Annotated in this window: 24 protein-coding genes and 2 pseudogenes; 11 read left to right on the top strand and 15 right to left on the bottom strand. The window is 64.5% G+C overall.

Annotated features, from left to right (window positions below):
• Positions 1–139: 139 nt before the first annotated feature.
• Together AKN84_RS32225 and AKN84_RS32220 are read right to left on the bottom strand one after the other, a co-directional pair.
• A pseudogene (locus AKN84_RS32225) lies at positions 140–1059 on the bottom strand (sigma-70 family RNA polymerase sigma factor).
• A complete protein-coding gene (locus AKN84_RS32220) occupies positions 1056–1814 on the bottom strand; it encodes an SDR family oxidoreductase (RefSeq protein ID WP_050424506.1) in 759 nt (252 codons plus the stop codon). The pseudogene AKN84_RS32225 and the gene AKN84_RS32220 overlap by 4 nt, the downstream one beginning before the upstream one ends.
• A gap of 288 nt (positions 1815–2102) precedes the next feature.
• On the opposite strand from AKN84_RS32220, the gene AKN84_RS32215 reads away from it, so the two are divergent.
• On the top strand, positions 2103–5174 hold the full coding sequence (locus AKN84_RS32215) for a hypothetical protein (protein WP_128971322.1): 3072 nt from the start codon (positions 2103–2105) through the stop codon (positions 5172–5174).
• Between the two features lie 97 nt (positions 5175–5271).
• Here AKN84_RS32215 and AKN84_RS32210 read toward each other — a convergent pair whose 3' ends face one another.
• Together AKN84_RS32210 and AKN84_RS32205 are read right to left on the bottom strand one after the other, a co-directional pair.
• Positions 5272–7170: a potassium transporter Kup gene (locus AKN84_RS32210; protein WP_050424539.1), complete on the bottom strand. Its 1899-nt coding sequence runs from the start codon at positions 7168–7170 to the stop codon at positions 5272–5274.
• 203 nt (positions 7171–7373) lie between these two features.
• Positions 7374–7631 (bottom strand): hypothetical protein, encoded by a 258-nt coding sequence (locus AKN84_RS32205; protein ID WP_028340746.1) that lies wholly within the window; start codon positions 7629–7631, stop codon positions 7374–7376.
• 267 nt (positions 7632–7898) lie between these two features.
• Between AKN84_RS32205 and coaD the strand changes: the two genes are divergently transcribed.
• From coaD to queA, 5 genes and pseudogenes are all read left to right on the top strand, one after another.
• Positions 7899–8396, top strand: coding sequence for a pantetheine-phosphate adenylyltransferase (gene coaD, locus AKN84_RS32200; protein ID WP_050424504.1), 498 nt, complete (start codon positions 7899–7901; stop codon positions 8394–8396).
• 48 nt (positions 8397–8444) lie between these two features.
• Complete coding sequence (locus tag AKN84_RS32195) at positions 8445–9008, top strand: peptidylprolyl isomerase (protein ID WP_050424503.1); 564 nt, start codon at positions 8445–8447, stop codon at positions 9006–9008.
• 6 nt (positions 9009–9014) lie between these two features.
• Positions 9015–9398, top strand: a complete 384-nt coding sequence (locus AKN84_RS32190; RefSeq protein WP_050424502.1) for a hypothetical protein — start codon at positions 9015–9017, stop codon at positions 9396–9398.
• A 32-nt stretch (positions 9399–9430) separates the two neighbouring features.
• Positions 9431–9895 (top strand): peptidylprolyl isomerase, encoded by a 465-nt coding sequence (locus tag AKN84_RS32185; protein WP_021081268.1) that lies wholly within the window; start codon positions 9431–9433, stop codon positions 9893–9895.
• A gap of 74 nt (positions 9896–9969) precedes the next feature.
• A pseudogene (queA, locus tag AKN84_RS32180) lies at positions 9970–11045 on the top strand (tRNA preQ1(34) S-adenosylmethionine ribosyltransferase-isomerase QueA).
• 133 nt (positions 11046–11178) lie between these two features.
• Here queA and AKN84_RS32175 read toward each other — a convergent pair.
• The 4 genes from AKN84_RS32175 to AKN84_RS32160 all read right to left on the bottom strand — a co-directional run bounded on the left by AKN84_RS32175 (position 11179) and on the right by AKN84_RS32160 (position 15389).
• The gene (locus tag AKN84_RS32175; RefSeq protein WP_050424501.1) at positions 11179–12204 is read right to left on the bottom strand and encodes an aspartate-semialdehyde dehydrogenase; all 1026 of its coding nucleotides are present in this window, start codon (positions 12202–12204) and stop codon (positions 11179–11181) included.
• Positions 12205–12502: 298 nt separating this feature from the next.
• A complete protein-coding gene (locus tag AKN84_RS32170) occupies positions 12503–13132 on the bottom strand; it encodes a PepSY domain-containing protein (RefSeq protein ID WP_050424500.1) in 630 nt (209 codons plus the stop codon).
• A gap of 283 nt (positions 13133–13415) precedes the next feature.
• A complete protein-coding gene (locus AKN84_RS32165; RefSeq protein ID WP_050424499.1) occupies positions 13416–14177 on the bottom strand; it encodes a TetR/AcrR family transcriptional regulator in 762 nt (253 codons plus the stop codon).
• Positions 14178–14273: 96 nt separating this feature from the next.
• Positions 14274–15389, bottom strand: coding sequence for a patatin-like phospholipase family protein (locus tag AKN84_RS32160; protein WP_050424538.1), 1116 nt, complete (start codon positions 15387–15389; stop codon positions 14274–14276).
• Between the two features lie 268 nt (positions 15390–15657).
• Here AKN84_RS32160 and tgt point away from each other — a divergent pair, with 268 nt between their 5' ends.
• On the top strand, positions 15658–16791 hold the full coding sequence (gene tgt / locus AKN84_RS32155) for a tRNA guanosine(34) transglycosylase Tgt (protein ID WP_050424498.1): 1134 nt from the start codon (positions 15658–15660) through the stop codon (positions 16789–16791).
• 11 nt (positions 16792–16802) lie between these two features.
• On the opposite strand, the gene AKN84_RS32150 is transcribed toward tgt, so the two are convergent.
• Complete coding sequence (locus tag AKN84_RS32150; RefSeq protein ID WP_050424497.1) at positions 16803–17024, bottom strand: hypothetical protein; 222 nt, start codon at positions 17022–17024, stop codon at positions 16803–16805.
• A gap of 240 nt (positions 17025–17264) precedes the next feature.
• Between AKN84_RS32150 and cysK the strand changes: the two genes are divergently transcribed.
• The gene (cysK, locus tag AKN84_RS32145) at positions 17265–18239 is read left to right on the top strand and encodes a cysteine synthase A (protein ID WP_050424496.1); all 975 of its coding nucleotides are present in this window, start codon (positions 17265–17267) and stop codon (positions 18237–18239) included.
• A gap of 17 nt (positions 18240–18256) precedes the next feature.
• A complete protein-coding gene (locus AKN84_RS32140) occupies positions 18257–18496 on the top strand; it encodes a BrnA antitoxin family protein (RefSeq protein ID WP_050424495.1) in 240 nt (79 codons plus the stop codon).
• Positions 18497–18583: 87 nt separating this feature from the next.
• Here AKN84_RS32140 and AKN84_RS32135 read toward each other — a convergent pair whose 3' ends face one another.
• Positions 18584–19459, bottom strand: coding sequence for a DMT family transporter (locus AKN84_RS32135; RefSeq protein ID WP_050424494.1), 876 nt, complete (start codon positions 19457–19459; stop codon positions 18584–18586).
• A gap of 149 nt (positions 19460–19608) precedes the next feature.
• Here AKN84_RS32135 and AKN84_RS32130 point away from each other — a divergent pair, with 149 nt between their 5' ends.
• Both AKN84_RS32130 and AKN84_RS32125 read left to right on the top strand, forming a co-directional pair.
• Positions 19609–20007, top strand: a complete 399-nt coding sequence (locus tag AKN84_RS32130) for a RidA family protein (RefSeq protein ID WP_050424493.1) — start codon at positions 19609–19611, stop codon at positions 20005–20007.
• A gap of 11 nt (positions 20008–20018) precedes the next feature.
• The gene (locus AKN84_RS32125) at positions 20019–20225 is read left to right on the top strand and encodes a hypothetical protein (RefSeq protein ID WP_050424492.1); all 207 of its coding nucleotides are present in this window, start codon (positions 20019–20021) and stop codon (positions 20223–20225) included.
• 69 nt (positions 20226–20294) lie between these two features.
• Here the strand turns inward: AKN84_RS32125 and AKN84_RS32120 are convergent, their stop codons facing one another.
• The 5 genes from AKN84_RS32120 to AKN84_RS32105 all read right to left on the bottom strand — a co-directional run bounded on the left by AKN84_RS32120 (position 20295) and on the right by AKN84_RS32105 (position 23827).
• A complete protein-coding gene (locus AKN84_RS32120) occupies positions 20295–20726 on the bottom strand; it encodes a hypothetical protein (RefSeq protein ID WP_244485626.1) in 432 nt (143 codons plus the stop codon).
• A gap of 67 nt (positions 20727–20793) precedes the next feature.
• Entirely contained in the window at positions 20794–21153 is a 360-nt protein-coding gene (locus tag AKN84_RS46230; RefSeq protein ID WP_016846110.1) for a hypothetical protein, read from the bottom strand.
• Between the two features lie 193 nt (positions 21154–21346).
• Positions 21347–21946: a formyltransferase family protein gene (locus tag AKN84_RS32115; RefSeq protein WP_050424490.1), complete on the bottom strand. Its 600-nt coding sequence runs from the start codon at positions 21944–21946 to the stop codon at positions 21347–21349.
• Between the two features lie 119 nt (positions 21947–22065).
• Complete coding sequence (locus tag AKN84_RS32110) at positions 22066–23355, bottom strand: hemolysin family protein (protein ID WP_050424489.1); 1290 nt, start codon at positions 23353–23355, stop codon at positions 22066–22068.
• A 217-nt stretch (positions 23356–23572) separates the two neighbouring features.
• The gene (locus AKN84_RS32105) at positions 23573–23827 is read right to left on the bottom strand and encodes a hypothetical protein (protein WP_050424488.1); all 255 of its coding nucleotides are present in this window, start codon (positions 23825–23827) and stop codon (positions 23573–23575) included.
• Between the last annotated feature and the right edge of the window lie 323 nt (positions 23828–24150).

The following is a 24150-nucleotide window of genomic DNA, read 5'->3' as shown; positions in this document are numbered from 1 at the left end:
CGACGCGCGGATTTGGTCGGGAGAGCTTCGGGGTGTGCCGCAAGGCTCCGTCCCGGAGCAAGTGGGCTCGGTTACATTGCGTCTCGATTTGTCCGCAGCGGCACGCCGTGAACGATAGTCGGCCGGGACGCGCCGTTCTCTACGCCTGCGTTCCATCGCTCGTTGAGAAGATGAGCTCCGCGTCCGCCATGATATAGCGGACGTACCTGTAGTCGCGGATGAACGTAATTTCGTCGCCGCGCCACTCGAGCCACATGAAGTAGCTCGGCCTGGCGTCCATATCGCCCTCGAACACCGCGATGACTTCCCGGCCCTCCAGCCAGGCGGGCGCCAGCCGTACCTGGTCCATTTTTCCGTAGATGCTGAAGAACATCCCAACGTCCGCCCGTCCTGCCCGGACGGCGTGAGCCGATTGATTGAGTTTCACGTCATCCGCCAGCATCGCGCGCAACCCGTCCCAATCCTTCTGGTTGAACAGGGTGACATACCGCATGACCGCTGCGGAGGGTGATCTGACGTCCGGCGGCCGGGATGCGGCCGCGTTGATCTCGCGAAGGCGCGCACGCCCCCGCGCAAGATGCGCCTTCACGGAATCGACGCTGAGACCGAGCAGTGCGGCGATGTCGGCGAGCGGCTCATCGAGGACATCCTTCAGGATGATCACGCTACGTTGCAGGTTCGGCAGCTCCGCAAAGCGCGATACCGCTGTCCGCACCGCTTCCTGATGCATCAACTGCTCCACAGGATCAGGCTTGCTCCGTCGACAACGTCGTATGCCGCCTCGATCGGTTCGGCCGCGCGGATGGCCTTGCTGCGCAAGACATCCAGGGCACGGTTATGAGCGATGCGGAACAGCCACGCGCGAAGTTGCGGCAATTCGGCCATTGCTTCCAGGGCGACGAAGGCCTTGGCGAAGGTGTCCTGGACGACGTCCTCGCCCTCGATCACCGAGCCCACCAGACGCGAACAATAGCGGTGAAGCTCGGGCCGCAATTCCTCGGCGAGTGCGAGAAGCGCGGCCCACCGATTGGTGCTCGAATGGTCTTCGCCGCTGGTCAAGCTGCCGCTCCCTCCATGACGGTCACGCCGGCATCGCCGTTGAGTCCGAACACGATGCCGTCGGCGTATTGCGGATCCTTCAAAATCGAGATCACCAGATCACCGAATTTCCGGGGAGGCATGGGTGCGCCAAAGCGCGCGACAAACTGTTCGGGGTTAATCCCCATCGAACCCGCATAGGCACCGGCAGCGGCATCTCCGATCCCGGTCCCCAGGATCATCTGCCGCGGCACGATAGCTCGAAAACGGATACCGAGATTCAACTCCTGCGAAACGCCGTTGGCATACTTGGCCATGAACCATAGCATCCGCTTGGAGCCGCCGTAACCGCCCGACATCTGCGACCCGGTCACAGCGGCGCCGCTCGATCCCACGAGAACCGTGCTGCCCGGCTTCATGGGGAGATTGAGGGCTGCCTGAAGCCAGAACAGGCCCGCCTTGACGTCGGTTTCCCAAGCGGCGGAGAAGTCCTCCCAGCTCAATTGATCCAGCCGGCCCATCCGCGGCGTGGTGCCCGCGTTGAGCGCCAGAATATCCGGCTTGATTTCGGAGAGGATACGATTGGCGGCGGCGCGATCGGTCACGTCAGCCGAGATCGTCGCGACGCCGAGCCGGTCGCGGACGGTCTTGAGCGCGTCCGTTCCACGCGCAACGACCGTGACCTTCGCTCCCTCGGCAACCAGCGCTTCAACCAGGCCGAGGCCAAGACCGCGGCTCCCACCGGTAACGACGGCGACTTTTTTCTCGAGGCTCATCTGTTGGCTCCATGTCTGTGTGAAGCCAAGACGATCGACGCCACCGAAAAGAGTCAGGCCTGACCTTGGTCCGGAGCCGGCACGATCCGGTCTGTGTTTCCCGGCTCTTCGAGCCCCTGCGCCCGGTCGATCGCTTCAGCTGAAGAGGCGGATCGCCTGACTTAGGTCTTCCGGGAGCCGCTCGGTAGCGCCGACTAAGCGAACCGAGATCGGGCGTCTCGCAATTTGCCGCGGCATCTGATAGTTCACTGTCATTGCCTCTACGGTCTAGATGGCAGGTACAGGTGCATGGCACTCATAATATTATCTAACGCGGTACAGACTTATTCAATTCTGGGAAGTCCGACACTGATCGCCGCCAATGGCGGCCCTGCCTGGCAGACGACGATCTCGGCTTCACCCACGCTGGTGCAGAGTTACACGGTCTCGACAAACGCCATCGCCGGCGTGCTTCTGATCCCCGACCCGGAATATGTCGACCACCTCAATGAGGCCGGGGCCAACGGGGTCTTTACGCTCCTCAAATACACGCCGTTCGGCTCGATCCAGGGCAGCCCTATCACGGTCACGCTCGAAGTCGGCGCATTTGCCTATTACAACAACTTGATCGCCGAGAACGTCCAATTCGTATCGACGTTGAACGCCTACATCGCGAACGGCTACAGCGTTCAGAACACCTTCGATGCGATCGAGCCGTTGGTCAATGCGCTGCTACAACCCAACGGGCAGTCGCCGCTCGCGATCGGCTCGCAGCTCGCCAACGACGCAACCGAGTTGGCGAATGCAGGTTTCTCGGTGCTTGGCTCCGAAGTTCAGGCGTTGTCGCAGATTGCCACTGAATGGGACACGCCGGTCTATTTCCTCAACGGCCAGCCGGTTTCTGCGGGCGCGATCGATTTTGGCATCGTGCAACTCGCCATCAACGGCGCAAGCACGACCTGGGCCGTCAACGGAGCGTCCGGGGGCGTCACGGTCAGCGGCTTTACTGCCGTCAGCCGCTGGTCGGGCGATCCCTCGACAGGCGGACACGGGTACTACAACATCCTTGACGCCGACACCTACGGATCACTGAGCGTTTCCTCGTTCGGTTTCGCGCACGCCGGCAGCATGCCGCTGGCGAACCTGGTGTCCGAGGGAGCCGCATCCGGGAGCGGCACGGTCACGCTCTACAATATCTGGGAGACCGGGAGCGGCGGAGCGAAGGTCACCGTCAACGGGGCAGTCCAGCCGAACGGCGTCACGGTCGGCCTGACGGCTGCACAATTGGCACAGGCCACTTACTTTGCGGGATCCGGTAGCGATACGTTCTGGGTCCAGTACGTCTACGGAAGCGTCACGGGCTCCTGGCAGGCCATCCAGATCACGGCTCCGGTCGATACGCCCAGTGTCGTCGGTTTCGGCCAGGCCGCTACCCACAACCAAGTCTTCAACGCGCAGTCATTGTTCAGCTATAGCGACTCGCTGGGCAGTGCCGCCACCGAATATGATGTCTGGAATACCGGATCCAACGGCGGCTATTTCCAGCTGGGCTCGCTTGCGCCCTATGCAGGTGGCCAAGACATCATCATCAATGCGAGCCAGCTCGCGAGCCTGACCTACAAGGCCGGCTCCGGCTCCGATACGCTCTGGGTCCGCGCGTTCGACGGCTATGTGTGGAGCGCGTGGTCAAATCCCTTCACGGTGACCGGCCCGATCGATACCGGACCGGTGGAAGCAGTCGCGTCCATACAGGCTGCGCACGGCCAGAGCTTCGCCGCCAGCACGCTGTTCACCTACAGCGATCCGTTCGGGATCGCCGCCACGCAGTATGATTTCTGGGACAGCGGCACCGGTGGCGGACATTTCGTTCTGAATGGCGTGACGCTCAACGCCAACACGGACAACATCATCACGGCCGCACAGCTCTCGCAGCTGGTCTATCAGTCAGGTTCCGGCGCGGATACGCTATGGGTCCGTGCCAATGATGGGACCGTGTGGGGTAGCTGGTCGGCAGCGTTCACGGTGACCGCCCCGTTCGACAGCGGTCCGGTCGAAGCCGTTGCCAACCATACGGCCGCTCATGGCCAGAGCTATGCCGCGTCGTCGCTGTTCACCTACAGCGATCCGTTCGGAAGTGCCGCGGTCCAATACGACGTCTGGGACAGCGGCGTTCCCGGCGGCCATTTCTCGCTTAACGGCCTCGCGCTTCAGGCTGACCGGGACAACTACATCTCGGCCGCCCAACTCTCGTCGCTCTCCTATCAGGCAGGATCAGGTCCCGATACGCTCTGGATCCGGGCAAATGATGGGACCGTCTGGGGCGCCTGGTCGAACGCCTTCACCATCTCGGCCCCGGTCGATCCCGGCCCCGTCGAGATCGTGCAGAATCAGATCGCGACACATGGGCAGAGCTATGCCGCGTCGTCGCTGTTCACTTACAGCGATCCGTTCGGTAGCCCGGCAACGCAATACGACGTGTGGGACACCGGCGGCGGTGGCGGTCATTTCGTCTTCAATGGCCAGGCACTGCAGCCCAACGGCGACAATATTTTCTCCGCTGCACAGCTTCCGTACCTGACCTACCAATCGGGATCGGGAGCCGACACGCTTTGGGTGCGTGCCAATGACGGGACGGTTTGGGGCGCATGGTCCAGTGCGTTCACGGTCACCGCGCCGATCGACACCGGACCGGTCGTCACGCCGGTCAACCCGACGGTGACGTCCGTCCAGGGGCAGATCTATCCCGGCTCGGTGCTCTTCAACTATTCGGATCCGTTCGGCAGCGCGGCTACGCAGTATGATGTATGGAACGCCGGAGCTGGCGGCGGCACGTTCCTCCTCAATGGGCTGGCATTGGCGCCGAACCAGGATAACTATGTGTCGGCGTCCCAGCTCTCGCAGCTGACCTACCGGGTCGGTTCGAGCAGCGACACGCTCTGGATTCGCGCGTTCGATGGCACGGTCTGGGGAAACTGGTCGAGCCCGTTCACGGTTCAGGATCCGCCGATCATCGCGGCCGGACAGACGCTCGATCTTCCCTCCGCGAGCGCTGCCGATCTTTCCTTCGCGTCGGACAGCGGCACGCTGAAGCTGGATAATTCCAGGACGTTCACGGGGACGGTTGCGGGAATGACCGGCAAGGACGCCATCGATTTCGCGGACATCGCATTTTCGAAGGCAGTCGCGCCGGGCTATTCGGGCGACAGCTCGGGCGGGACGCTCAGCCTGACCGACGGCATCCATGCCGCGAACATCGCGCTGCTGGGCAACTACATGGCGTCAACCTTCGTCGCCTCCAGCGACGGCCATGGCGGTACGCTCGTGGTGAATCAGCCCGCGGTTAGCCCGATGGTGCTCGCGGCTCCGCCGCATCTTGCATGATCGCTCGGCGGCGGCCGGCTACAATCAAGGCCGGCTTGCTTTGCAGGCCGTGACCAGGATGTAGCGCCGCGACATCCGGGTCACGCCGTACGTGAGATCAAATCTCGATCTCCGTGCCGAACTCCACGACCTGGCCGGTCGGCACGCCGAAGAAGGCGGCCGATCGTTCGGCGTTGCGCTGCAGGAAGGCGAACAGCGATTCCCGCCACACCCACATGCCCGGAACGTCCTCGCGCGGGATGATGGTCTCTCGGCCGATGTAATAGGTCACGTCGGAGAGGTCGATGCCGGGCAGCTTGCCCTGCCGGCAGGCGAGCTGCAGCCCCTCATAGATCGTCGGGTACTGCATGAAGCCGTAGTGCAGGAGGATCCTTGTGATGCCCGGGCTGATCTCGTGCACGTCGGCGCGTTCCTCGTCGGGAATCCTCGGCCGCTCCTCGATCTGCACGGTGACCAGCAGCACGCGCTCGTGCAGCACGTGGTTGTGCTTGACGAATTGAGTCAGCGCGAGCGGCACGCCATTGGGCGCCGAGGCCAGGAACACGGCGGTACCGGGCAGGCGGGCGCTGCATTTGTTGACCGCGGTCTCGATCAGATCCTCTTCGGGCTGGCGCAGCTTGGCGCGTGCCTTCTCGACCAGCTTCACGCCGCCGCGCCAGGTCATCATCAGGAACGCCACCGCAGCGGCGAGCAGCAGCGGGAACCAGCCGCCTTCAAACAGTTTCTCGGTGTTTGCCGCAAAGAAGATCGCGTCGATGATGAAGAAGAAGCCGTTCACCGCGATCACGAGGATCGGCGAATAGCCCCACTGGATGGCAACCAGCGCCGCGAGCAGCGTGGTGATCGCCATCAGCAGCGACACCGCAATGCCGTAGGCGCCGGCGAGTGCGTCCGAGGTGCCGAAGGCCAGCACCGCGCCGAGCGTTCCCGCGGCAAGCAGCCAGTTCACCAGCGGCACGTAGATCTGTCCGATCGCATCGCTCGTGGTGTGCTGGATGTGCATGCGCGGCAGGAAGCCGAGCTGGATCGACTGCTGGGTCAGCGAGAACACACCGGAGATGATCGCCTGCGAGGCGATCACGGTGGCGACGGTCGCGAGCAACACCAGCGGGTAATGCGCCCAGTCCGGAGCAAGCTGGAAGAACGGGTTGTCGATCGAATTCGGGTCGTTGATCAGTTCGCCGGCCTGGCCGAAATAATTCAGCACCAGCGCGGGCAGGCAGACCGCGAACCAGGCGAGGCGGATCGGGAAGCGGCCGAAATGCCCCATGTCGGCATACATCGCTTCACCGCCCGTGACGGCGAGGAATGCGGCGCCGAGGATGGCGAAGCTGACGTGAAAATCCTGGTGGATCAGGAAGTCGAAGGCATAGAATGGGCTCAGCGCGACCAGTACGCCCGGCGCCTTGACGATGCCGTGAATGCCGAGCGCCGCGAGCACGGCGAACCAGAACAGCATCACCGGCCCGAAGATCTTGCCGATGAAGCCCGTGCCCTGCTTCTGCATGAAGAACAGGCCGATCAGGATCACGACGGTGAGCGGCACCACCGCCGGCGTCAGCGAGGGCGCGTCGACCTTCAGGCCTTCGATCGCCGACAACACTGAAATTGCCGGCGTGATCGCGCCGTCGCCATAGAGCAGGGCGGCGCCGATCAGGCCGACGATCAGGAGATGGGAGCGCCAGGTGCCGGGCGCCGCGTTGCGCGCCGAGAGCAGCGCCAGCAGCGCGACGATGCCGCCTTCGCCGCGGTTGTCCGCGCGCAGGATCAGCATGGCGTATTTGACTGATATGATGAGGATCAGCGCCCACAGGATCAGCGAGACCACGCCGAGCACTGCGCTGTGGGTGAGTGGACCGCCATGGGCGGCGGCTTTGGCGGCTTCCTTGAGGGCGTAGAGGGGGCTGGTGCCGATGTCGCCATAAACGACACCCAGGGCACCCAGCGTGACGGCAACCGGGATCGGACTGCTTGGAGGATGGCCAGAAGAAGCGATGGCGGGTGTACTGGTCACGGCAATCCCCCGATGGCTTGCGCCCGCCGGATCATCCGGTCGGGCGCGTTAGACGATAGTCTGCGACGGGACGTCGCAAATTACCATGGGATTTGCGTGACAGCCTGACCTTACGCCAGGCTGAACAATTGCCTCGACGCGCTGTCTGTGCGCGAACCGGTATCCATCTGGTCTGGAAATTTCTTCTACGGGGTGCGGTCGGCAGTGACGAGACGGGCCTCGCGGACCACCGTCTTGTTACCGGCGCTGCGCAGGCAGGACGCTTCGAAATTCGGCCAGGCCTGCTGCGAGCAATCCTTGCCGACCGGGTGTACGTCGAGACGGTCGCTCTTGGCCAGCGGCTGCGGGGTGGAGGCTTCGACCTGCGGCGCAAAGCCCGGCAGAACGGTGAGCGCGGCGGCAATGAACGCGGCAACGGCGATAGCGGAAAGTGCCTTGATCATGACGGTCCCCATATGAACGAGCCCCCCGGGCCCGTCGTTTCGTTGTCCAATGTCTACCGGCCGTGCGTTTCCTGGCGTCTTCGCCAGGATCGAAAATGGTTTCATCGCGGGCCGGTTTTGTTTCGTCCGCCAGTGGCCGACGAAACATTCACCCTCGTAGACGCTGGCATCCCAGAACTCGTTCAGTGGGCCAGTGGAAATTTATTTCGCTCCATGGACGGAACCCGGGCGGCTTGCCGGGGCGAGCCGGGCGGGTTAGGAGGGACCATGTCCCGTATCGCGATCTATCCCGGCTCCTTCGATCCCGTCACCAACGGCCATCTGGACGTGGTGAGACAGGCCGTCTTCCTCTGTGACCGCCTGATCGTCGCCATCGGCGTTCATCCCGGCAAGAAGCCGCTGTTCTCCACCGAGGAACGGCTGGCCATGGTCCATGAGGTGTTCGGTCCGATCGCCCAGAAAGCGGGCTGCGCCTTCGAAAGCGCGACCTACGACAACCTCACGGTCGCGGCCGCGCGCGCGGCCAAGGCGACGCTGATGATTCGCGGCCTGCGCGACGGCACCGATCTCGACTACGAGATGCAACTGGCCGGCATGAACGAGGCCATGGCGCCCGAGGTGCACACCGTGTTCGTGCCGGCGTCGGTCGCGGTCCGCCCGATCACCGCCACACTGGTGCGCCAAATCGCCCAGATGGGCGGCGACTATTCTGCATTCGTGCCGTCATCAGTCGCCGCTAGCCTGAAGGCCAAGTTCGCCGGCTGATCCCGGCGGCTCGCCACACCCCGAACGTTACAGAGATCCGGAGTTTCCATGATCCGCATTCTTGCATTCGTTGCCGCGCTGCTCTGCGTCGTGCCCGCGGTCGCGCAGCCGCTGCCCGCCAATCTCGACAAGGCCAATGCGATTGTGATCGACACCACCAAGGGCCGCATCGTCATCAAGCTGCGTACCGACATCGCGCCGAAGCACGCCGAGCGCATCGAGCAGCTGGCGCGCGAGGGCTTCTACAACAACGTGCCGTTCCATCGGGTGATGGACGGCTTCATGGCGCAGACCGGCGACGGCCAGAACTTCAACGGCACCGGCGGCTCGAAATATCCGAACCTGAAGCAGGAATTCTCGCAGGTCCCGTTCAAGCGCGGCATCGTTGGCATGGCCCGGCGCGGCGACAGCGTCGACAGCGCCAATTCGCAGTTCTTCATCATGTTCGCTGATGGCTCGAGCCTGAACGGGCAATACACCGTGGTCGGCGAGGTCGTCTCGGGCATGGACGTGGTCGACAAGCTGAAGAAGGCGTCGGCGGGCTCGCCCGGCGGCGCCGTCACCGATCCCGACAAGATGGTGAAGGTGCAGGTCGCATCCGACATCAAGTGATCCGCGATGGCGGCGCGCAGCAAACCACTTGCCTGGTTCGCCGCGCCGCTGGCGGTGTGGCTCGCGCTGTCCGGACCGGCGGCAGCCGAGCCGGAGCAACTCAATACGATCAGGGATGTTGTTCTTGCCATCCATCGCTGCTGGCGGCCGCCGCCGTCGGACAAGGCAGGTCCGATCGACATTACCGTCATTGTCAGCTTCAACCGTGAGGGCGCGATCCTCGGGCATCCCAGGATCAGCTATGAATCGCAGGACGCGACCGACAACGACCGGATTGCATACCGGGTCGCGGTGATGGAGGCGTTGCAACGCTGCACGCCGATGCCATTTACCGAGAGCCTGGGCGGCGCGGTGGCTGGCCGCCCATTCGCGATCCCGTTCAGGAATTAGAAATATCCACCCCGAAGCCAGGAGAAGCGAGCATGGCTGCTACCGAAAATACTCTGATCCTCGAAACCACCCAGGGCCCGGTCACGATCGAGATGCGCCCGGATCTCGCGCCCGGCCACGTCGCACGGATCAAGGAGCTGGTGCGCGAAGGCTTCTACGACGGCATCGTGTTCCACCGTGTGATCGACGGCTTCATGGCGCAGACCGGCTGCCCGCAGGGCACCGGCATGGGCGGCTCCGGCAAGAAGCTGAAGGCCGAGTTCAACAAGGAGCCGCATGTCCGCGGCACCGCCTCGATGGCCCGCGCCGCCAACCCGGATTCCGGCGACAGCCAGTTCTTCATCTGCTTCGACGATGCCTCCTTCCTCAACGGCCAGTACACGGTCTGGGGCAAGGTCACCGAGGGCATGGAAAACGTCGACAAGATCAAGCGCGGCGAGCCGGTGCAGAACCCGGACAAGATCGTCAAGGCGCGCATGGCCGCCGACGCGGCGTAAGGTCCAACACTTCGTCATTCCGGGGCACGCCTGGCGTGTCCCGGAAATGGCAACGTTGAAGCAATCATCGCGCCATGCGCACCGACCTTTTCGACTTCGAATTGCCGCCCGAGAACATCGCGCTCCGGCCAGCGAGCCCGCGCGATTCCGCGCGGATGCTGGTGGTGCATCCGGACGGCGTGCTGCGCGACGCCTCCATTGCGGACCTGCCGCATTGGCTGGATCCGGGCGATCAGGTCGTCGTCAACGACACCAAGGTGATCGCGGCGCAGCTTAGGGGCCGCCGCATCGGTCGCGAGACCGAGCCGAAGATCGAGCGACCTTGATCAAGCGGCTCGACGGCTCGCGTTGGCAGGCGCTGGTCAAGCCGGCAAAGAAGCTTAGCCCCGGCGACACCATCCGCTTCGGCAATGAGGGCAAGGTCTGCCTGCTCGGCAATCTCGATGCCGAGGTCGAGGCCAAAGGGCAGGAAGGCGAGGTGACGCTGTCATTCTCGTTCCACGGCCCGGTGCTCGACCAGGCCATCGCCGATGTCGGCGCCACGCCGCTGCCGCCCTACATCGCTTCCAAGCGCACGCCTGACGATAAGGACGTCAGCGACTATCAGACCATGTTCGCCGCCAATGAGGGCGCGGTCGCAGCCCCCACCGCGGGACTGCACTTCACGCCGGCGCTGGAGGCCACGCTGAAGAGCCGCGGCGTCGCGCTGCATCGGCTGACGCTGCATGTCGGGGCAGGGACGTTCCTGCCGGTCAAGACCGAGGAGACCTCGGAGCACAAGATGCACGCCGAATGGGGCTGCATCACCGCCGAGACCGCCGCGGCCTTGAATGCCGCGCGTGCAAAGGGCGGCCGGATCATCGCGATCGGCACCACGTCGCTGCGGCTGCTGGAAAGCGCCACGACACCTGACGGCGAGGTCCAGCCGTTCGCCGCGGAAACCTCGATCTTCATCACGCCGGGCTACCGCTTCCGTGCGGTCGATATCCTGCTGACCAATTTCCACCTGCCGCGCTCGACGCTGTTCATGCTGGTCTCGGCCTTCTCGGGCCTCGAGACCATGCAAGGCGCCTACGCGCATGCGATCAGCAACGGCTACCGGTTCTATTCGTATGGTGATGCATGCCTGCTGTTTCGCGAAAAGAGTTAGGCCCGCAAGCACAGACATTTCACCGTCACCCTGAGGAGGCCGCGCAGCGGCCGTCTCGAAGGGCGACGGCCCGACTGGGGCCGTGCATCCTTCGAGACGCGCTTTGCGCTCCTCAGGATGACGGGTTTTGCATTCACGCCATCGCGCGTTCGGGCAGCAGCTCGGCGATCTGCACCGCGTTCAGCGCGGCGCCCTTGAGCAATTGATCAGCCGCGACGAACATCGAGATCGAGTGCCCCGAGGGATCGCTGAGATCCTTGCGGATACGGCCGACCAGCACGTCGTCCTGGCCGGAGGCGTCGATCGGCATCGGGAAGTAGTTCTTGACGCGATCGTCGACGATCTTGACGCCTGGGGCCTGCGCCATGATGGCGCGGACCTGGTCCTCGGTGATCGGCTTCTCGCATTCGAAGGTGATCGCCTCGCAATGCGCGCGCAGCACCGGCACCCGCACGCAGGTGACACCGATCGCGATCTTCTCGTCCTCGAAGATCTTGCGGGTCTCCTTGATGACCTTGGTCTCTTCGTCGTTGTAGCCGGTCTCGGGATCGACCGCCGTGTTGTGGTTGAACAGGTTGAAGGCGTAGGGGTGCGGCATCACCTTCGGGGTGTAGACCTGTCCGTTGAGATTGGCGCGGGTTGATTCGACGAGCTCCTCCATCGCGGCGGCGCCCGCGCCGCTCGCGGCCTGGTAGGTCGAGATGATCACGCGCTTGATGCGGTTCTTCTGGTGGATCGGCCACAGCGGCACCAGCGCGGTGATGGCGGCGCAGTTCGGGTTGGCGATGATGCCCTTGTGGTCGCGGATGCGGTTGGCGTTGATCTCGGGGATCACCAGCGGCACGTTCGGATCCATCCGGAACGCCGAGGAGTTGTCGACCACGACGGCGCCGGACTTCACCGCCACCGGCGCGAACTTCTTGGAGATACCGCTGCCGGCCGAGAATAGTGCGATGTCGACGCCCTCGAAGGCGCGCTCGGTCAGCTCCTCGATCACGACCGGCTGGCCGCGGAAGCTGACGGTCTTGCCGGCCGAGCGGGCGCTCGCCAGCGCCTTCAGCTTGCCGACGCGGAAGCCGCGCTTGTCCATGGTGGCGATGAATTCGGCGCCGACTGCGCCGGTGACGCCGACAATCGCGACGACGGGATCGTTACTCACTGTGTCCTCCGTTCGAGTCTCGGTTGGGCATGATCTGATCGGAAAACCGGTTTCCACTTTTCCGGATCATGCTGTTGTGCTGCAGGCAACAAAAAAGCCCCGGACCTTCATCAGGCGGGGCTTCGGGTAGAGATGATGCGGTACGACCGACTACGCGCGCACGCCTCCCGAGGCCCCAGAGGGCTTGGTGGTTTTGGTGGTGCGTTTGGTCGCGGTGATCATGGTGCGGACTTATGCGGGACAGATCGGCGTCCGTCAACGGCTTTTGGGCGAAAACTTGGCAGCGCCCATACGGCTGTCAGCGCCGGCGCGCGCCCGGCGGTTCGAGGATGACCTCTTTCAGATCGCTGCCGGCGAGCACCACGATGACGAAATTGAGCTTGCCGCGCTCGCGCATCAGGCCGCCGCTGATCGCCTTGCCCGAGGTGGTGCGCTCGGCAACCCGCACCGCATCGGCGAGGCGATGGCGGAGCGCCCTGAGCACGGCGAGGTTGTCACGGTCTTCGGCACCAAGGGATGCCAGTGACGATGGCGCCTCGCCACCGATCACTTGGCCGGTCGAGGCGTCAATCGAATGCTGCCAGATCCGGTCCCGCTGCATGGTCTTGACCCGGTAGATCGCGGGCTCCGTCGCACCGTCGAAGCTGACGTCGGCCGTGATCGCGCCGGAGTGCAGCGCCTCCGCAATCGCCATCGCCTTGCGCAGCGAGATCTGGGCGGCCTGGAAGCTGTCGAGTTCGCGGCGAACCGCATGCACGTCGAGCGCGTTGTCGCTGTCCTGCGGGGTGAGCGCTGCGGCCGCCGAGCCCGTGACCGCATGGGCCGGCGACGCCAGGGGAAGGCTCAGGGGCAGGGCCAGCAGTGCGGTCGCAAGCAGCCCAGTTGCGAATGTCCAACGCCGCAGTGCGTGTAATCGTCCCGTCGTCATGGTCGCATCCGTCGCGTCGAACCGCCGCCCCGGTAGAGAAGAAGATGCGGCCGACCTCCGTTAGTCAGAGGTCGGCCGCCGAACGTTCAGACGAAGTGATGGCGGCTGCTCCGTCGTGACGGTCGAAGTTTACAAGGCGACACAAAACCGTTGGGGGGCTGAACTTGGTTCCGCGTCTCTTTGCAACTAAACAATACGGTGTCGTTCTGTTTATTCAAGGCCGCCTGCCGTCAAAGATTGCTCACGATAACGTGCGAGGCGATAGGACGATCCTGCTGAATCGTCAGCGTGCCGGCCGGCGGCGCGCCTTGGTGGCTTCCTTGGCCGTATCGCGCAGGCGGTCCCGCGGCCCGACGGCGCCGGCCAGGAACAGCCGGATCGAGACCTCCATCCGCGTCTCGGCCGCCTTCATGTCGATCGGAATGCCGAATGTCGCCATCCGGTGGGTGTGGCCGACCACCATGTTGAGGAAGGTCTCGGCCGCGATCGTGGTGTCCTCGAGATCGAGCACGCCCTTGTCGGCCAGATGGTCGAAGAAATCAGCGGTCGTGGACACGGCCTTAGACCAGCCCTCGTCGACGGCCAGCTTGGCGACCTCGGGGAAGTTGATCGCCTGCGCGGTCAGGATCCGGCTGAAGGCGATGGAGTCCGCGCTGCAATTCAGCACCAATAGCTGGCGGCCGAGCTCGATCAGCCGTTCCTCGGCCGAGCCGTCGCAGTTGCCGTCGCCCTGCGCTTCGGCCGCGGCGGCGGCGAGCGGAGCGAGCCAGCGGGCAATTTCGCGCCGGAGCACCGCCGTGAACAGGCCGCGCTTGTCGCCGTACTGGCCGTACACGGTGGGCTTGCTGACGCGGGCAGCCTCGGCCACCGCGTCGATCGACGTCGCATCGAAGCCGCGCTCGAGAAACAGGCGGGTGGCGACCTCGATCAGCCGCTGGTCGCGCTCGATCGCAGCATCCCGGGTCGGCCGGCCGCCGCGTGACTTGATCACGCCGCGCTTGGCTGCCTTGTTGGCCGCCTTGGCCTTGGTAGCCGTCAATCCCATTTGCCCATTCATCTCGTTGTGCGTCGGACGGGTTCGTTCGGTCTATAACCCGCGCGGTGCGGATTCGTCCATTCGGCGGTACCCGGGGCGGGCCGCTCAGGGCGGCGTCGCGGTCCAGGCCTGCCCCGCGGCGGCCTTGTCGTAGCCGTACTGGTAGAGCGCGCGCATGTATCCGGTGTCGAAGCCCTGGGTTTCCGGGGCCGGGTAGTCGCGCTCGATATAGGACAGATGGAAGCCGAGGCGGTTGCGCCGGGCGAAATCATAGGTCGAGAGAATGACGGAGCGGGTTTGCGCCTGCGTGATCGCGGAAATGCTGCGCGAGGCGACGTCGATCGTCGAGTTCGACACCAGCTCGAAATTGCCCTCGAGCTTCTTGTTGACGAGGATGTAGATGTTCATGCGGCCATTGGCGGGCCAGGCACGCTCGCGGAACATCAATGCGTCCGGCAGCGTCAGCACGGGCGCGGTCACGCCGCCGTCGACATGCATCTCCTGGAAGCGCCGCCCCTGGCCTTCGGCGTCGATCATGATCGGCGGAAACACCAGCGGGATGCTGGCCGAGGCGGCCATCACGTCGCGAAACAGCTGCAGCGCCTCGGGCGTGCCGACGGCGGCGATCCGTCCCATGTCCCAGATCACCGTGCGCTGGGTGTCGAGATCGGTGGTGACGATCAGGAGCTTTCGGCCCTTGGCGTTCTCGCGCGCCACCTCGCTCAGGATGTCCTCGCCGACGTAACGCGCCACCAGCTCGCGCAGCCGCTTGTTGCCGAACAGGCCGGAGCCGAACAGCACCCGCATCAGGCTCGGGTCCTGCAGCAGGCTCTCCGCAATGCCTGATGTGTAGACCTCCTTCAGCGTGTCGTCGTAGCGCGGGCCGAGGAACGCAAACGGCGCAATCAGGCCGCGGGTGCTGACGCCGGAGACGACCGAGAAGCTCGGCCGGTTGCCGGCCGCGGTCCAGCCGTTGAGCACACCCACGCCATAGGCGCCGTCGGCGCCGCCGCCGGAGAGGGCGAGATAGGTCTTGATCGGGGCGAGGTTGTCCTTCTCGAGCTTGAATTTGGACGCCGGCTCGTCGGCATAGCGGCGCAGCCCGTCCAGATCGAGCACTCGCGAATTGACCGCATCGGCAGCCGTGTAGGGCGTCCGCGGCAGCGAGCTGCAGGCCGCAAGTGTGAACGCGAGCCCGCACAGCAGGGCTGCTTGCCGCATCGCATCGGCGACTGTCGTCCGGTGGCGGACGCCGTCAGGCCGGGCGCTGAAGAGGGAGAACATCTCGGTCGGGTTTCGCGCGGATTACAGTCGCGGCGGGGAAGTCCGTCGCCTTATTGTTGACATAAAAACGATACGGTTTCGTTTTGTTTAATGGACGTTCCGTTGCGGGGCAAGCGTCCGTCGGTCGGTTGGCGTTCACGAAGTCGCGCGGAGGCCGTTATCGGACGGGTTGATCGGGCATCGGTGACACGCAATAAGCAGCGGCATGAATCTTCCCAATCATTTCGAGCTGCTGGCAACCGACGGCGCCGCCCGCACCGGACGCCTGGCCACGCCGCATGGTCTCGTCCGGACGCCCGCATTCATGCCCGTCGGCACCGCCGGGGCGATGAAGGGCATGCATTGGCGCGAGGTGCGCGATGCCGGCGCCGACATCGTGCTCGGCAACACCTATCACCTGATGCTGCGGCCGGGCGCCGAGCGGATCGCAGGGCTTGGCGGCCTGCAGCGCTTCACCGGCTGGGGCGGCCCGATGCTGACGGATTCCGGCGGCTTCCAGGTGATGTCGCTCTCGGAGCTGCGCAAGGTGACCGAGAAGGCAGTGACTTTCCGCTCGCATATCGACGGCGCCAAGGTCGAACTCTCGCCGGAACGCTCGATCGAGGTGCAGCGGCTGCTCGGCTCCGACATCGCGATGCAGATGGATGAATGCGTGCGGCTGCCGGCCGATCGCGCCGACATCGAGCGTGCGATGCAGCTCTCGCTGCGCTGGGCCGAACGCTCCAAGCGCGCCTTCGAGAGCGCCCCGAGCGGCTACATGCTGTTCGGCATCGTGCAGGGCGGCGATCTCCCCGATCTCCGTCACGCCAGCGCGCGCTCCCTGACGGACATCGGCTTTCACGGATATGCGATCGGCGGGCTGGCCGTCGGCGAGCCGCAGGCGGTGATGCTGTCGATGATCGAGGAGACCGCGCCGGCGCTCCCAGTCGATCGGCCGCGCTATCTGATGGGCGTCGGCACGCCGGAGGACATTCTGGAGGCCGTGGCGCGTGGCGTCGACATGTTCGATTGTGTGATGCCGACACGGAACGGGCGCCACGGCATGGCGTTCACCCGGTTCGGGCAGATCAATTTGCGCAACGCCCGTCACATCGACGATCCGCGTCCGCTCGATGAAGAGAGTCCGTGGCCGGCGGCACGGGACTATTCGCGCGCCTACCTGCACCATCTGGTGCGAGCCGGCGAAACCCTTGGGGCAATGCTGCTGTCCGAAATCAACGTCGCCTATTACCAGGAATTGATGCAGGGCATCCGCGCAGCGGTGGCCAACGGCACGTTCGAGGACTTCAGAACGAAAACGCGCGCCGGGTGGGCGCGCGGTGACATCGCTCCGAGATGAGCTGTGTGTGATCAGTTGCAGACGATCGGGATCGGTTTCACCGAGTGTTTGGTCACGAATCCGTAACCGCAATTGTCGCAGGTCCAGAGATAGCTGATCAGATTGTCGAACAGGTACGCGGACGCTTCGGCCGCGACCATTGAGTCAGCACACACCGGACAAGTCGGCAGATCGCTGCCGCGCGGATCGGGCCTGGACGCCACGGTCGACAGTGCTTCAGCAAGTGCTGGCATGTGCGCCTCCCTTTGCGTTCTGAGCTGCACCTGACGAAAGTATATAAACCCATTTGTTTGACCTTGTCGCAACACAAATGCGTAGCTTTTACGTTATTTGTGCGGGTTCTGATTTTTGCGATGCAGCGAAGATGCAACGAATGTGCGTCGCAGCGGTTTCTCACTTGCGCGTCATGACGCGCTGCTCCAAATGAGGGAAGACCGCATATTTCCAGTACATCCCGCAACAGGAGCCGCCTGATGGACGCGCCGTCGACAACGAGTGCAGTGCAACCCGGACGCGGCCGCGTCTTTGACTCAATCGTCGATGCGATCGGCTCGACGCCGATCGTGCGGCTGCAGAGACTGCCGCAGGCGAACGGTGTCAATGCGACGATCCTCGCCAAGCTGGAATACTTCAACCCGGCGGCCAGCGTGAAGGACCGCATCGGGGCGGCGATGATCGTGGCGATGGAGAAGGCCGGCATCATCAACGCCGACACCGTGCTGATCGAGCCGACCTCGGGCAACACCGGGATTGCGCTGGCCTATGTCGCGGCATCGCGCGGCTATCGGCTGAAGCTCGTGATGCCGGAGTCGATGTCGATCGAGCGGCGGCGAATGCTGGCCTTCCTCGGCGCGGAGATCGTGCTGACTCCGGCAGCGCAGGGCATGAAGGGCTCGATCGCGACCGCCGAAGAACTCGTGCGCACGACACCCAACGCGGTCATGCCGCAGCAGTTCAAGAACCTCGCCAATCCGGAAATTCATCGCCGCACCACCGCGGAGGAGATCTGGAACGACACCGGCGGCAACATCGATTACTTCGTCGCCGGCGTCGGCACCGGCGGCACCATCACCGGCGTCGGGCAGGTGCTGAAGCCGCGCAAGCCTTCGTTGCGGATCGTCGCCGTGGAGCCGGAGGAGAGCCCGGTGCTGTCGGGCGGCCAGCACACGCCGCACAAGATCCAGGGCATCGGAGCTGGCTTCATTCCCGACATCCTCGACCGCTCCGTGATCGACGAGATCGTCAAGATCAACAGCGCGACTGCGATCGAGACCGCGCGCGCGCTGGCGCGCAACGAAGGAATCCCCGGCGGTATTTCGTCGGGCGCCGCCATCGCGGCCGCCTTGCAGATCGGCAAGCGGCCGGAAGCCGCGGGCAAAACCATCCTGGCGATTGTGCCGTCATTCTCGGAGCGCTATCTCTCCACAGTGTTGTTTGAAGGAATCTGAGACACAGGATCCAAGACATGGCCGATCAGCCGAGGCGCCCGCGAACCCTCAACGATGCCCGTAGCGAAGCCGAGGCGGCGTTCAAACGCGCCACCACCAAGGTCGCTGACGCGGTGCCAAAGACCGTGGCCGTCCCCGGCGTCCGGGAGCAGGTCACGCTGCGGATCGATCAGGACGTGCTGCAGTACTTCCAGCAAGGCGGTCCCGGCTGGCAGGACCGCATCAACGCGGCGCTGCGCAAGGCCGCCGGCAAGTAACGCGCATCGCAGGCAAAGGAGCCCGGGATGATCCCTGGGCTTTTTGCTCCGGTGGAGCGGCGGCGTTGGACGTGGCAAACGCGGCGGTCATCTTGCGCGCGCTGGCCTTGTAGCACCCGGCTTCAGGTTCAGCAGGTTGCCGGCCAGGATCATGGCCGCGCCGAGGACCGTATAAGCGTCGAGCCGCTCGGCATAAATCAGCCACCCGGCGATCGCGGTGAGCGGGACGCGGACGAAATCCATCGGGATCACGACGGTCGCGTCGGCGTGGAGCAAAGCGCGCGCCATGCAGTAATGCGAGAACGTGCCGCAGAATGCGATCACGGCGAGCCAGCCCCAGGTGGAAAGCGGCGGCCAGGTCCAGACATAGAGCGCCGGCCCGATGCTGGCGAGCGACTGCACCACGAGCATCCAGAACATGATCGTCAGCGTCTGCTCGGTCCGCGTCAGCGACTTGACCACGGCGACCGAGATGCCGAAGCCGACCGCTGCGGCGAGCGCGATCAGCTGGCCCGGATTGATCGCACCGGTCGCCGGCCGGACGATCACGACCACGCCGATCACGCCCAGCACGATCGCGACGATCTTCCAGGATGTCATCCGTTCGCCGAGGAAGCTCGCCGCAAGGATTGCGGTCCAGATCGGCATCGTGAATTCGATCGCGACCACCTGGCCGATCGGGATCAAGGTCAGCGCATAGAACCAGCCGAGCTGCGCGCAGAAATGGATCAGGTTGCGCGCGATGTGGACGTGGACGCGCGCGGTCTTCACGATCGCAAGCCCGCCATTGATGTGGATCAGCGGATACAGCATCACGAAGCCGAGCACGCCGCGCACGGCCATCAGCTGGAAGACGTTGACCTCGCGCGTCGCCTCGCGGCCGGCCACCGCCACGATCAGCATCAGCGCGAGCCAGCCGGACATCCATAGCGCTGCGCGGGTCTTTGAGGGCGTGCGATCCATGACGGGAACAAGGTGAGAAAGGACGCCCGGTATCAGCGAGCTGATACGAATTTGCAACGCGCAATTCTGCCGACGCGGTGATGCGCCGGACATGCGATCGATGCTAAGCATCGCCCCGGAATGACAATCAGCATCAGGAGGATCTGCTCATGCGTGTCTTGCAACCGGCCGAATGGTCGAAACCCCGCGGCTTCTCGCACGGTGTCGCGTTCGACGCTCCCGGCAAATGGATCATGCTGGCGGGGCAGACCGGCGGCGACGAGAAGGGCGAGTATGCGCCCGACATGGCCGCGCAGGTCGGCACCGCGCTGAAGCGCATCATCAAGCTCCTGAACGAAGCCGGCGCCGGTCCCGAGCATATCGTCCGCCTGACCTGGTACCTGACCAGCCGCAGCGAATACGAGGCCGCGGGCGCCGGTATCGGCGCGGCCTGGAAGGAGACGCTCGGGCGCAATTTCCCGCCGTCCACGCTGCTCTATATCGACGGGCTGGTCGATCAGCGCGCCAAGGTCGAGATCGAGGTCACGGCGTTCATTCCCGCAGCATAGGACCTTCAGCGATGAACAAGAGCAACATGCGAAAGGCGCCTGACCTCCTCACGGGGTTCGCGACCGGCTGGCCGGAGCAACAGCCGGATATCATGGTGATCTCCATGACGACGGACAAAGGCGTGCACGACTTTGCGGTCACCAAGGAGCAGGCGCTGTTGATCGCCCGCACCATCCAGCAGACCGCCGAGAATCTTGGCAAGCCACGCACGGCATAGCGAGCGCATGGCCAACGAAAAAACGCCCTCGAGATTTGGGTCTCGAGGGCGTTGTTGTCTGAAGGCCGGTTACCTCGTCAGCGTGATGTTGGCGCCGCGGAACTGGCTGTCGGCCCTGATCGTGACGGACTGCTTGTTGCCGGCGGTGCGCATCGCGATGTCGGCGTTGAAGCCGGGGGCGCTGGCAACCACCTGGAAGTTGCCGCCGCCGCCGCGACCTCGCAGGTCGCCGCTGACATTGCGGCTCGCCTCGCTCCAATTGCCGGTGACCGTGCTGCCTTCAGCCTGCACGTCGGCCGCCAGGTTGAACTTGTAGGCGTCGCTGGCGCATGTCAGGTTCATGGTCATCCTGGGCCCGCCGACGTGATAGGTCGCACGACAGCGAATCCGTTCGCTGGATCCGTCGTCCAGGGTGACCGAACCGGCACCCGACCAGGTGCCCGCCATGCCGGCGAATGGGCCGGACTGGGCATGGCCCGCGGTGCTCGCGAGTGCGGTCACGAAAAACGCGGCGGCTGCAAACGCTGGCCGCCGCGCGATGGCGAAGAAACGCGATACGCTGGTGATCTTACTGACGGGATGCTTCCCATCGGCCGCTGCACGGTACGCCAGCTGATGCCCCATTCCACTTCCCCGATCCGGAGTTGCCACTGAGTTGTCCGTTCGCATATGCACCATTGATCGAGACTCGCACAAGACCCCCGCTGCCGACGGTGCCGGAGATCGCCGCGCCCTGCGCCGAGATCTTTCCTTCAGCAACGGTCACGGTCGAGCTCTGCGACGGCTCGCAGCTGCCGGTCTTGGTGACCACAGTGACGTTCCAAAGGCCGTCATAAGGCTGCTGGGCGGAGGCGGGAGCTGCGGTGAGTGCGGCAGCCGAAGCGACCGAAGTGACCAAAATCAGGTCGCGAATGCGGATCGAACGCATGAATCAAATCCCTGTCATTTCGTGTGATGACGCGGCTTATCCTGTCACAATGTGTTCAAAATTTGCTGCGTCGCGAGAGTCCCCAAATGTTCCTGTGAACTCAAACACATCATGGTGAATTCGGTTCCGGGTAGGGAACGAAGAATCCGATCCCTCTCGGTTGAGTTCCGGTAATTTGATACCGAGGCCCGGATTAGTGTTTGCCCGGGCTCAGATTGGGCGCCTTGGTCGCAAACTGCTCGTCCTGCGGCTTGGCCGGCAACGCGCCGTTGACCTTGCCGTAGTCGATGACCTCGCCGAGCAGGCGAAGGCCGAGCGGCGCGAGCGCACGCTCCCACAGTTCGCGTGCAGTCTCGCCCTTCTTGACGAACACCCAGTCCTGCGCCGCGATGGCGCCGGCGTCCATGCGGTCGGCGAGGTGGTAGATGCTGCCGCCGGCGATCGGATCGCCTTCCTTGATGGTCCATTCCACCGCTGCGATGCCGCGATGGCGGGGCAGCAGCGACGGGTGGTAGCCGATGCCGCCAAACTTGGCCACGGCCAGCGCCTCCTTGCTGACGCGGGCATGGCTGTGGGCGGTCACGATCAGGTCGGTGCCGGGTGCGATCTCGTCGGCGGTCACCAGCTTGGGATCGGCCTGGACGACGACGTCGATTCCGGCAGCCCTTGCCGCTGCCGCCAGCCGGTCCTCGCCGTCATGGACGACCACCCTGACCAGCGTGACGTGGTGCTCGCGCAGCATGTTCAGGGTCGTCACGCCGAAATGGCGGGAACCGACAAGGGTAATGCGCATGGGGATCTATTCCGTGGGGTTTACTCGGAGGAATTTCAGCGGCCGTTATGCGGATAGCACACAGCGGCCGCCTGTTTCGCTGTCCTGCCCGTTATCAACAGGCCGGCCGACTGGCAATGTCAGACCGCCGGCCGCTTGCTCGCCAAAACCTTGTCGATGCGGCGGCCGTCGAGGTCGACGATCTCGAAGTCCCAGCCCTGCGCGGTGGTCTTCGCGCCGGTGTCGGGGATCGCGCCGAACGCATGCAGCAGGAAGCCGGCCGCGGTCTGGTAGGGCCGCGGCGAGGGCAGCACGATGCCGAGCAGTTCGCTGAACTCTAGCGCCGGCATCCAGCCCGAGATCAGATAGGAGTCATCGTCGCGCCTGACATAGGCGGGCTCGGCCGGGCCTTCCTCGGTGTGGAAGGCGCCGACGATGGCTTCCAGGATGTCGGCGCTGGTGACGACGCCCTGGAAGGTGCCGTACTCGTCGTGCACGAGGCCGATATGCACCGCGGAGTCGCGCAGGATCGCGACCACGTCGCGGGCGTCGACGGTCTCGGGAATGATCGGCGCATCGCGCGTCAGCGCGCGGATGTCGGGCGTCTGGCCGGCGAGGTAGACGTCGAGCACGTCCTTGGCCTGCACGATGCCGAGCGCATGATCGCGATTGCCGTCGAACACCACGCAGCGCGAGTGATTGCTCTTTTGCAGCGCCGCCAGGATTTCGGGCGCGGGGGCAGCGAGGTCGATCAGGCTGACCTCGTGGCGCGGCGTCATCACGGCCCCGACCGGAAGATCGCCGAGCCGCATCACGCCGGCGATCATCTCCTTTTCGCCGGGCTCGAGCACGCCGGCGTTCTCTGCTTCCACCACGAGGGTCTTGATCTCGTCCTCGCTGACGCGGTCCTGCGCATCCTCGCGATGACCGAGGATCCAAAGCAAGAGCTTGCCGGACCGGTCGAGCAGCCACACCAGCGGCAGCGACAGCCGCGCCATCATGGTCATGGCAGGGGCGACCCGCACGGCGACCTGCTCCGGGTCGCGCAAAGCGATTTGCTTCGGCACCAGCTCGCCGACGATCAGCGAGGCATAGGTGATCACGCCGACCACGATGCCGACACCGGCCGCATCGGCGACGTTTGCCGACAGCCCAAGCTCGAACAGCCATTGCGAGAGCCGCTGGCCGAGCGTGGCACCCGAAAACGCGCCCGACAGCACGCCGATCAGCGTGATGCCGATCTGCACGGTGGAGAGGAATTTGCCGGGATCGGAGGCCAGCGCCAGTGCGCGGCGCGAACCGCTGACGCCGCGTTCGACCAGCGCCGCGAGCCGCGCCGGACGGGAGGAGACGATCGCAAGCTCCGACATCGACAACAGACCGTTGACGACGATCAAGACCGCCACGATCGCAAGTTCCAGATATAACACGGGAGTCCCTGAGCTTTGGCGGCGTTGGCCGCTCGACGACGCCCAATATAGGCATACCGGCGCGGTTTTGCTGTGCCTCGTCGGGCGTCGCGGCACAAGCAGAGGGTGCGTATGGCGCGCATGCAGCAGGAGATCGCGGCATTTTGGCGCGCAGGCGGTAGTGACACGGGTGCAGCCGCGAATGCCGGCAAGCGCCAACTTCGCGTGAGAAACGCTTCTAGGCGAGGATCCGCAGCTCAGGCTTGGCGAATATCTTGCCTGATGCGGCGGGCTGACTCAGCATTTGCTTGGAAGCGGCCTGCAGCTGCACGCGCAGATCGGCGTTGCATTGCTTCATCTGGTTGCGCAGTTCGCGGCGGGAGAACGCGGTGAGCGAGGGGTCCGCAAGCTGCTGCCAGGCGTTGCGGAGCCATTCCTGCAGCTCGCGAATGTTCTGATCCAAAACCTTCTGATCCACGCCGGGCTGGGTCATGCAGCCAAATCCCACGAAGTGATCAGTTGCAAAGTAACGCTGATTCGCGTCGCTTCACCTAGCGCTATGTTGCTTGAGGCGCGTGCATGACGGGGGAGATCGGATGCGGTAGGCGTGCCACCGCTTGCGTCGGCGGGCGTCGCACGCGTCGGTGCACGGCAATCCAGCGCAACCAGGCGCGAGGCCGTCGATCGGCTTCGCACGTCACGGCGATCGATCCGGCCGGCGAACCGGAGAGCAACGATCCCGCTTCCGCCGGGTGGTGGCCGCGGCGATTGAGAATTCGGGGGCGGTGGAGGCTCACCTGCCGCCCGCAAGCGGCC

The sequence above is a fragment of the Bradyrhizobium tropiciagri genome, assembly GCF_001189845.1.
GTDB lineage: Bacteria > Pseudomonadota > Alphaproteobacteria > Rhizobiales > Xanthobacteraceae > Bradyrhizobium > Bradyrhizobium tropiciagri.
This window is presented reverse-complemented; position numbering and strand designations above follow the sequence as displayed.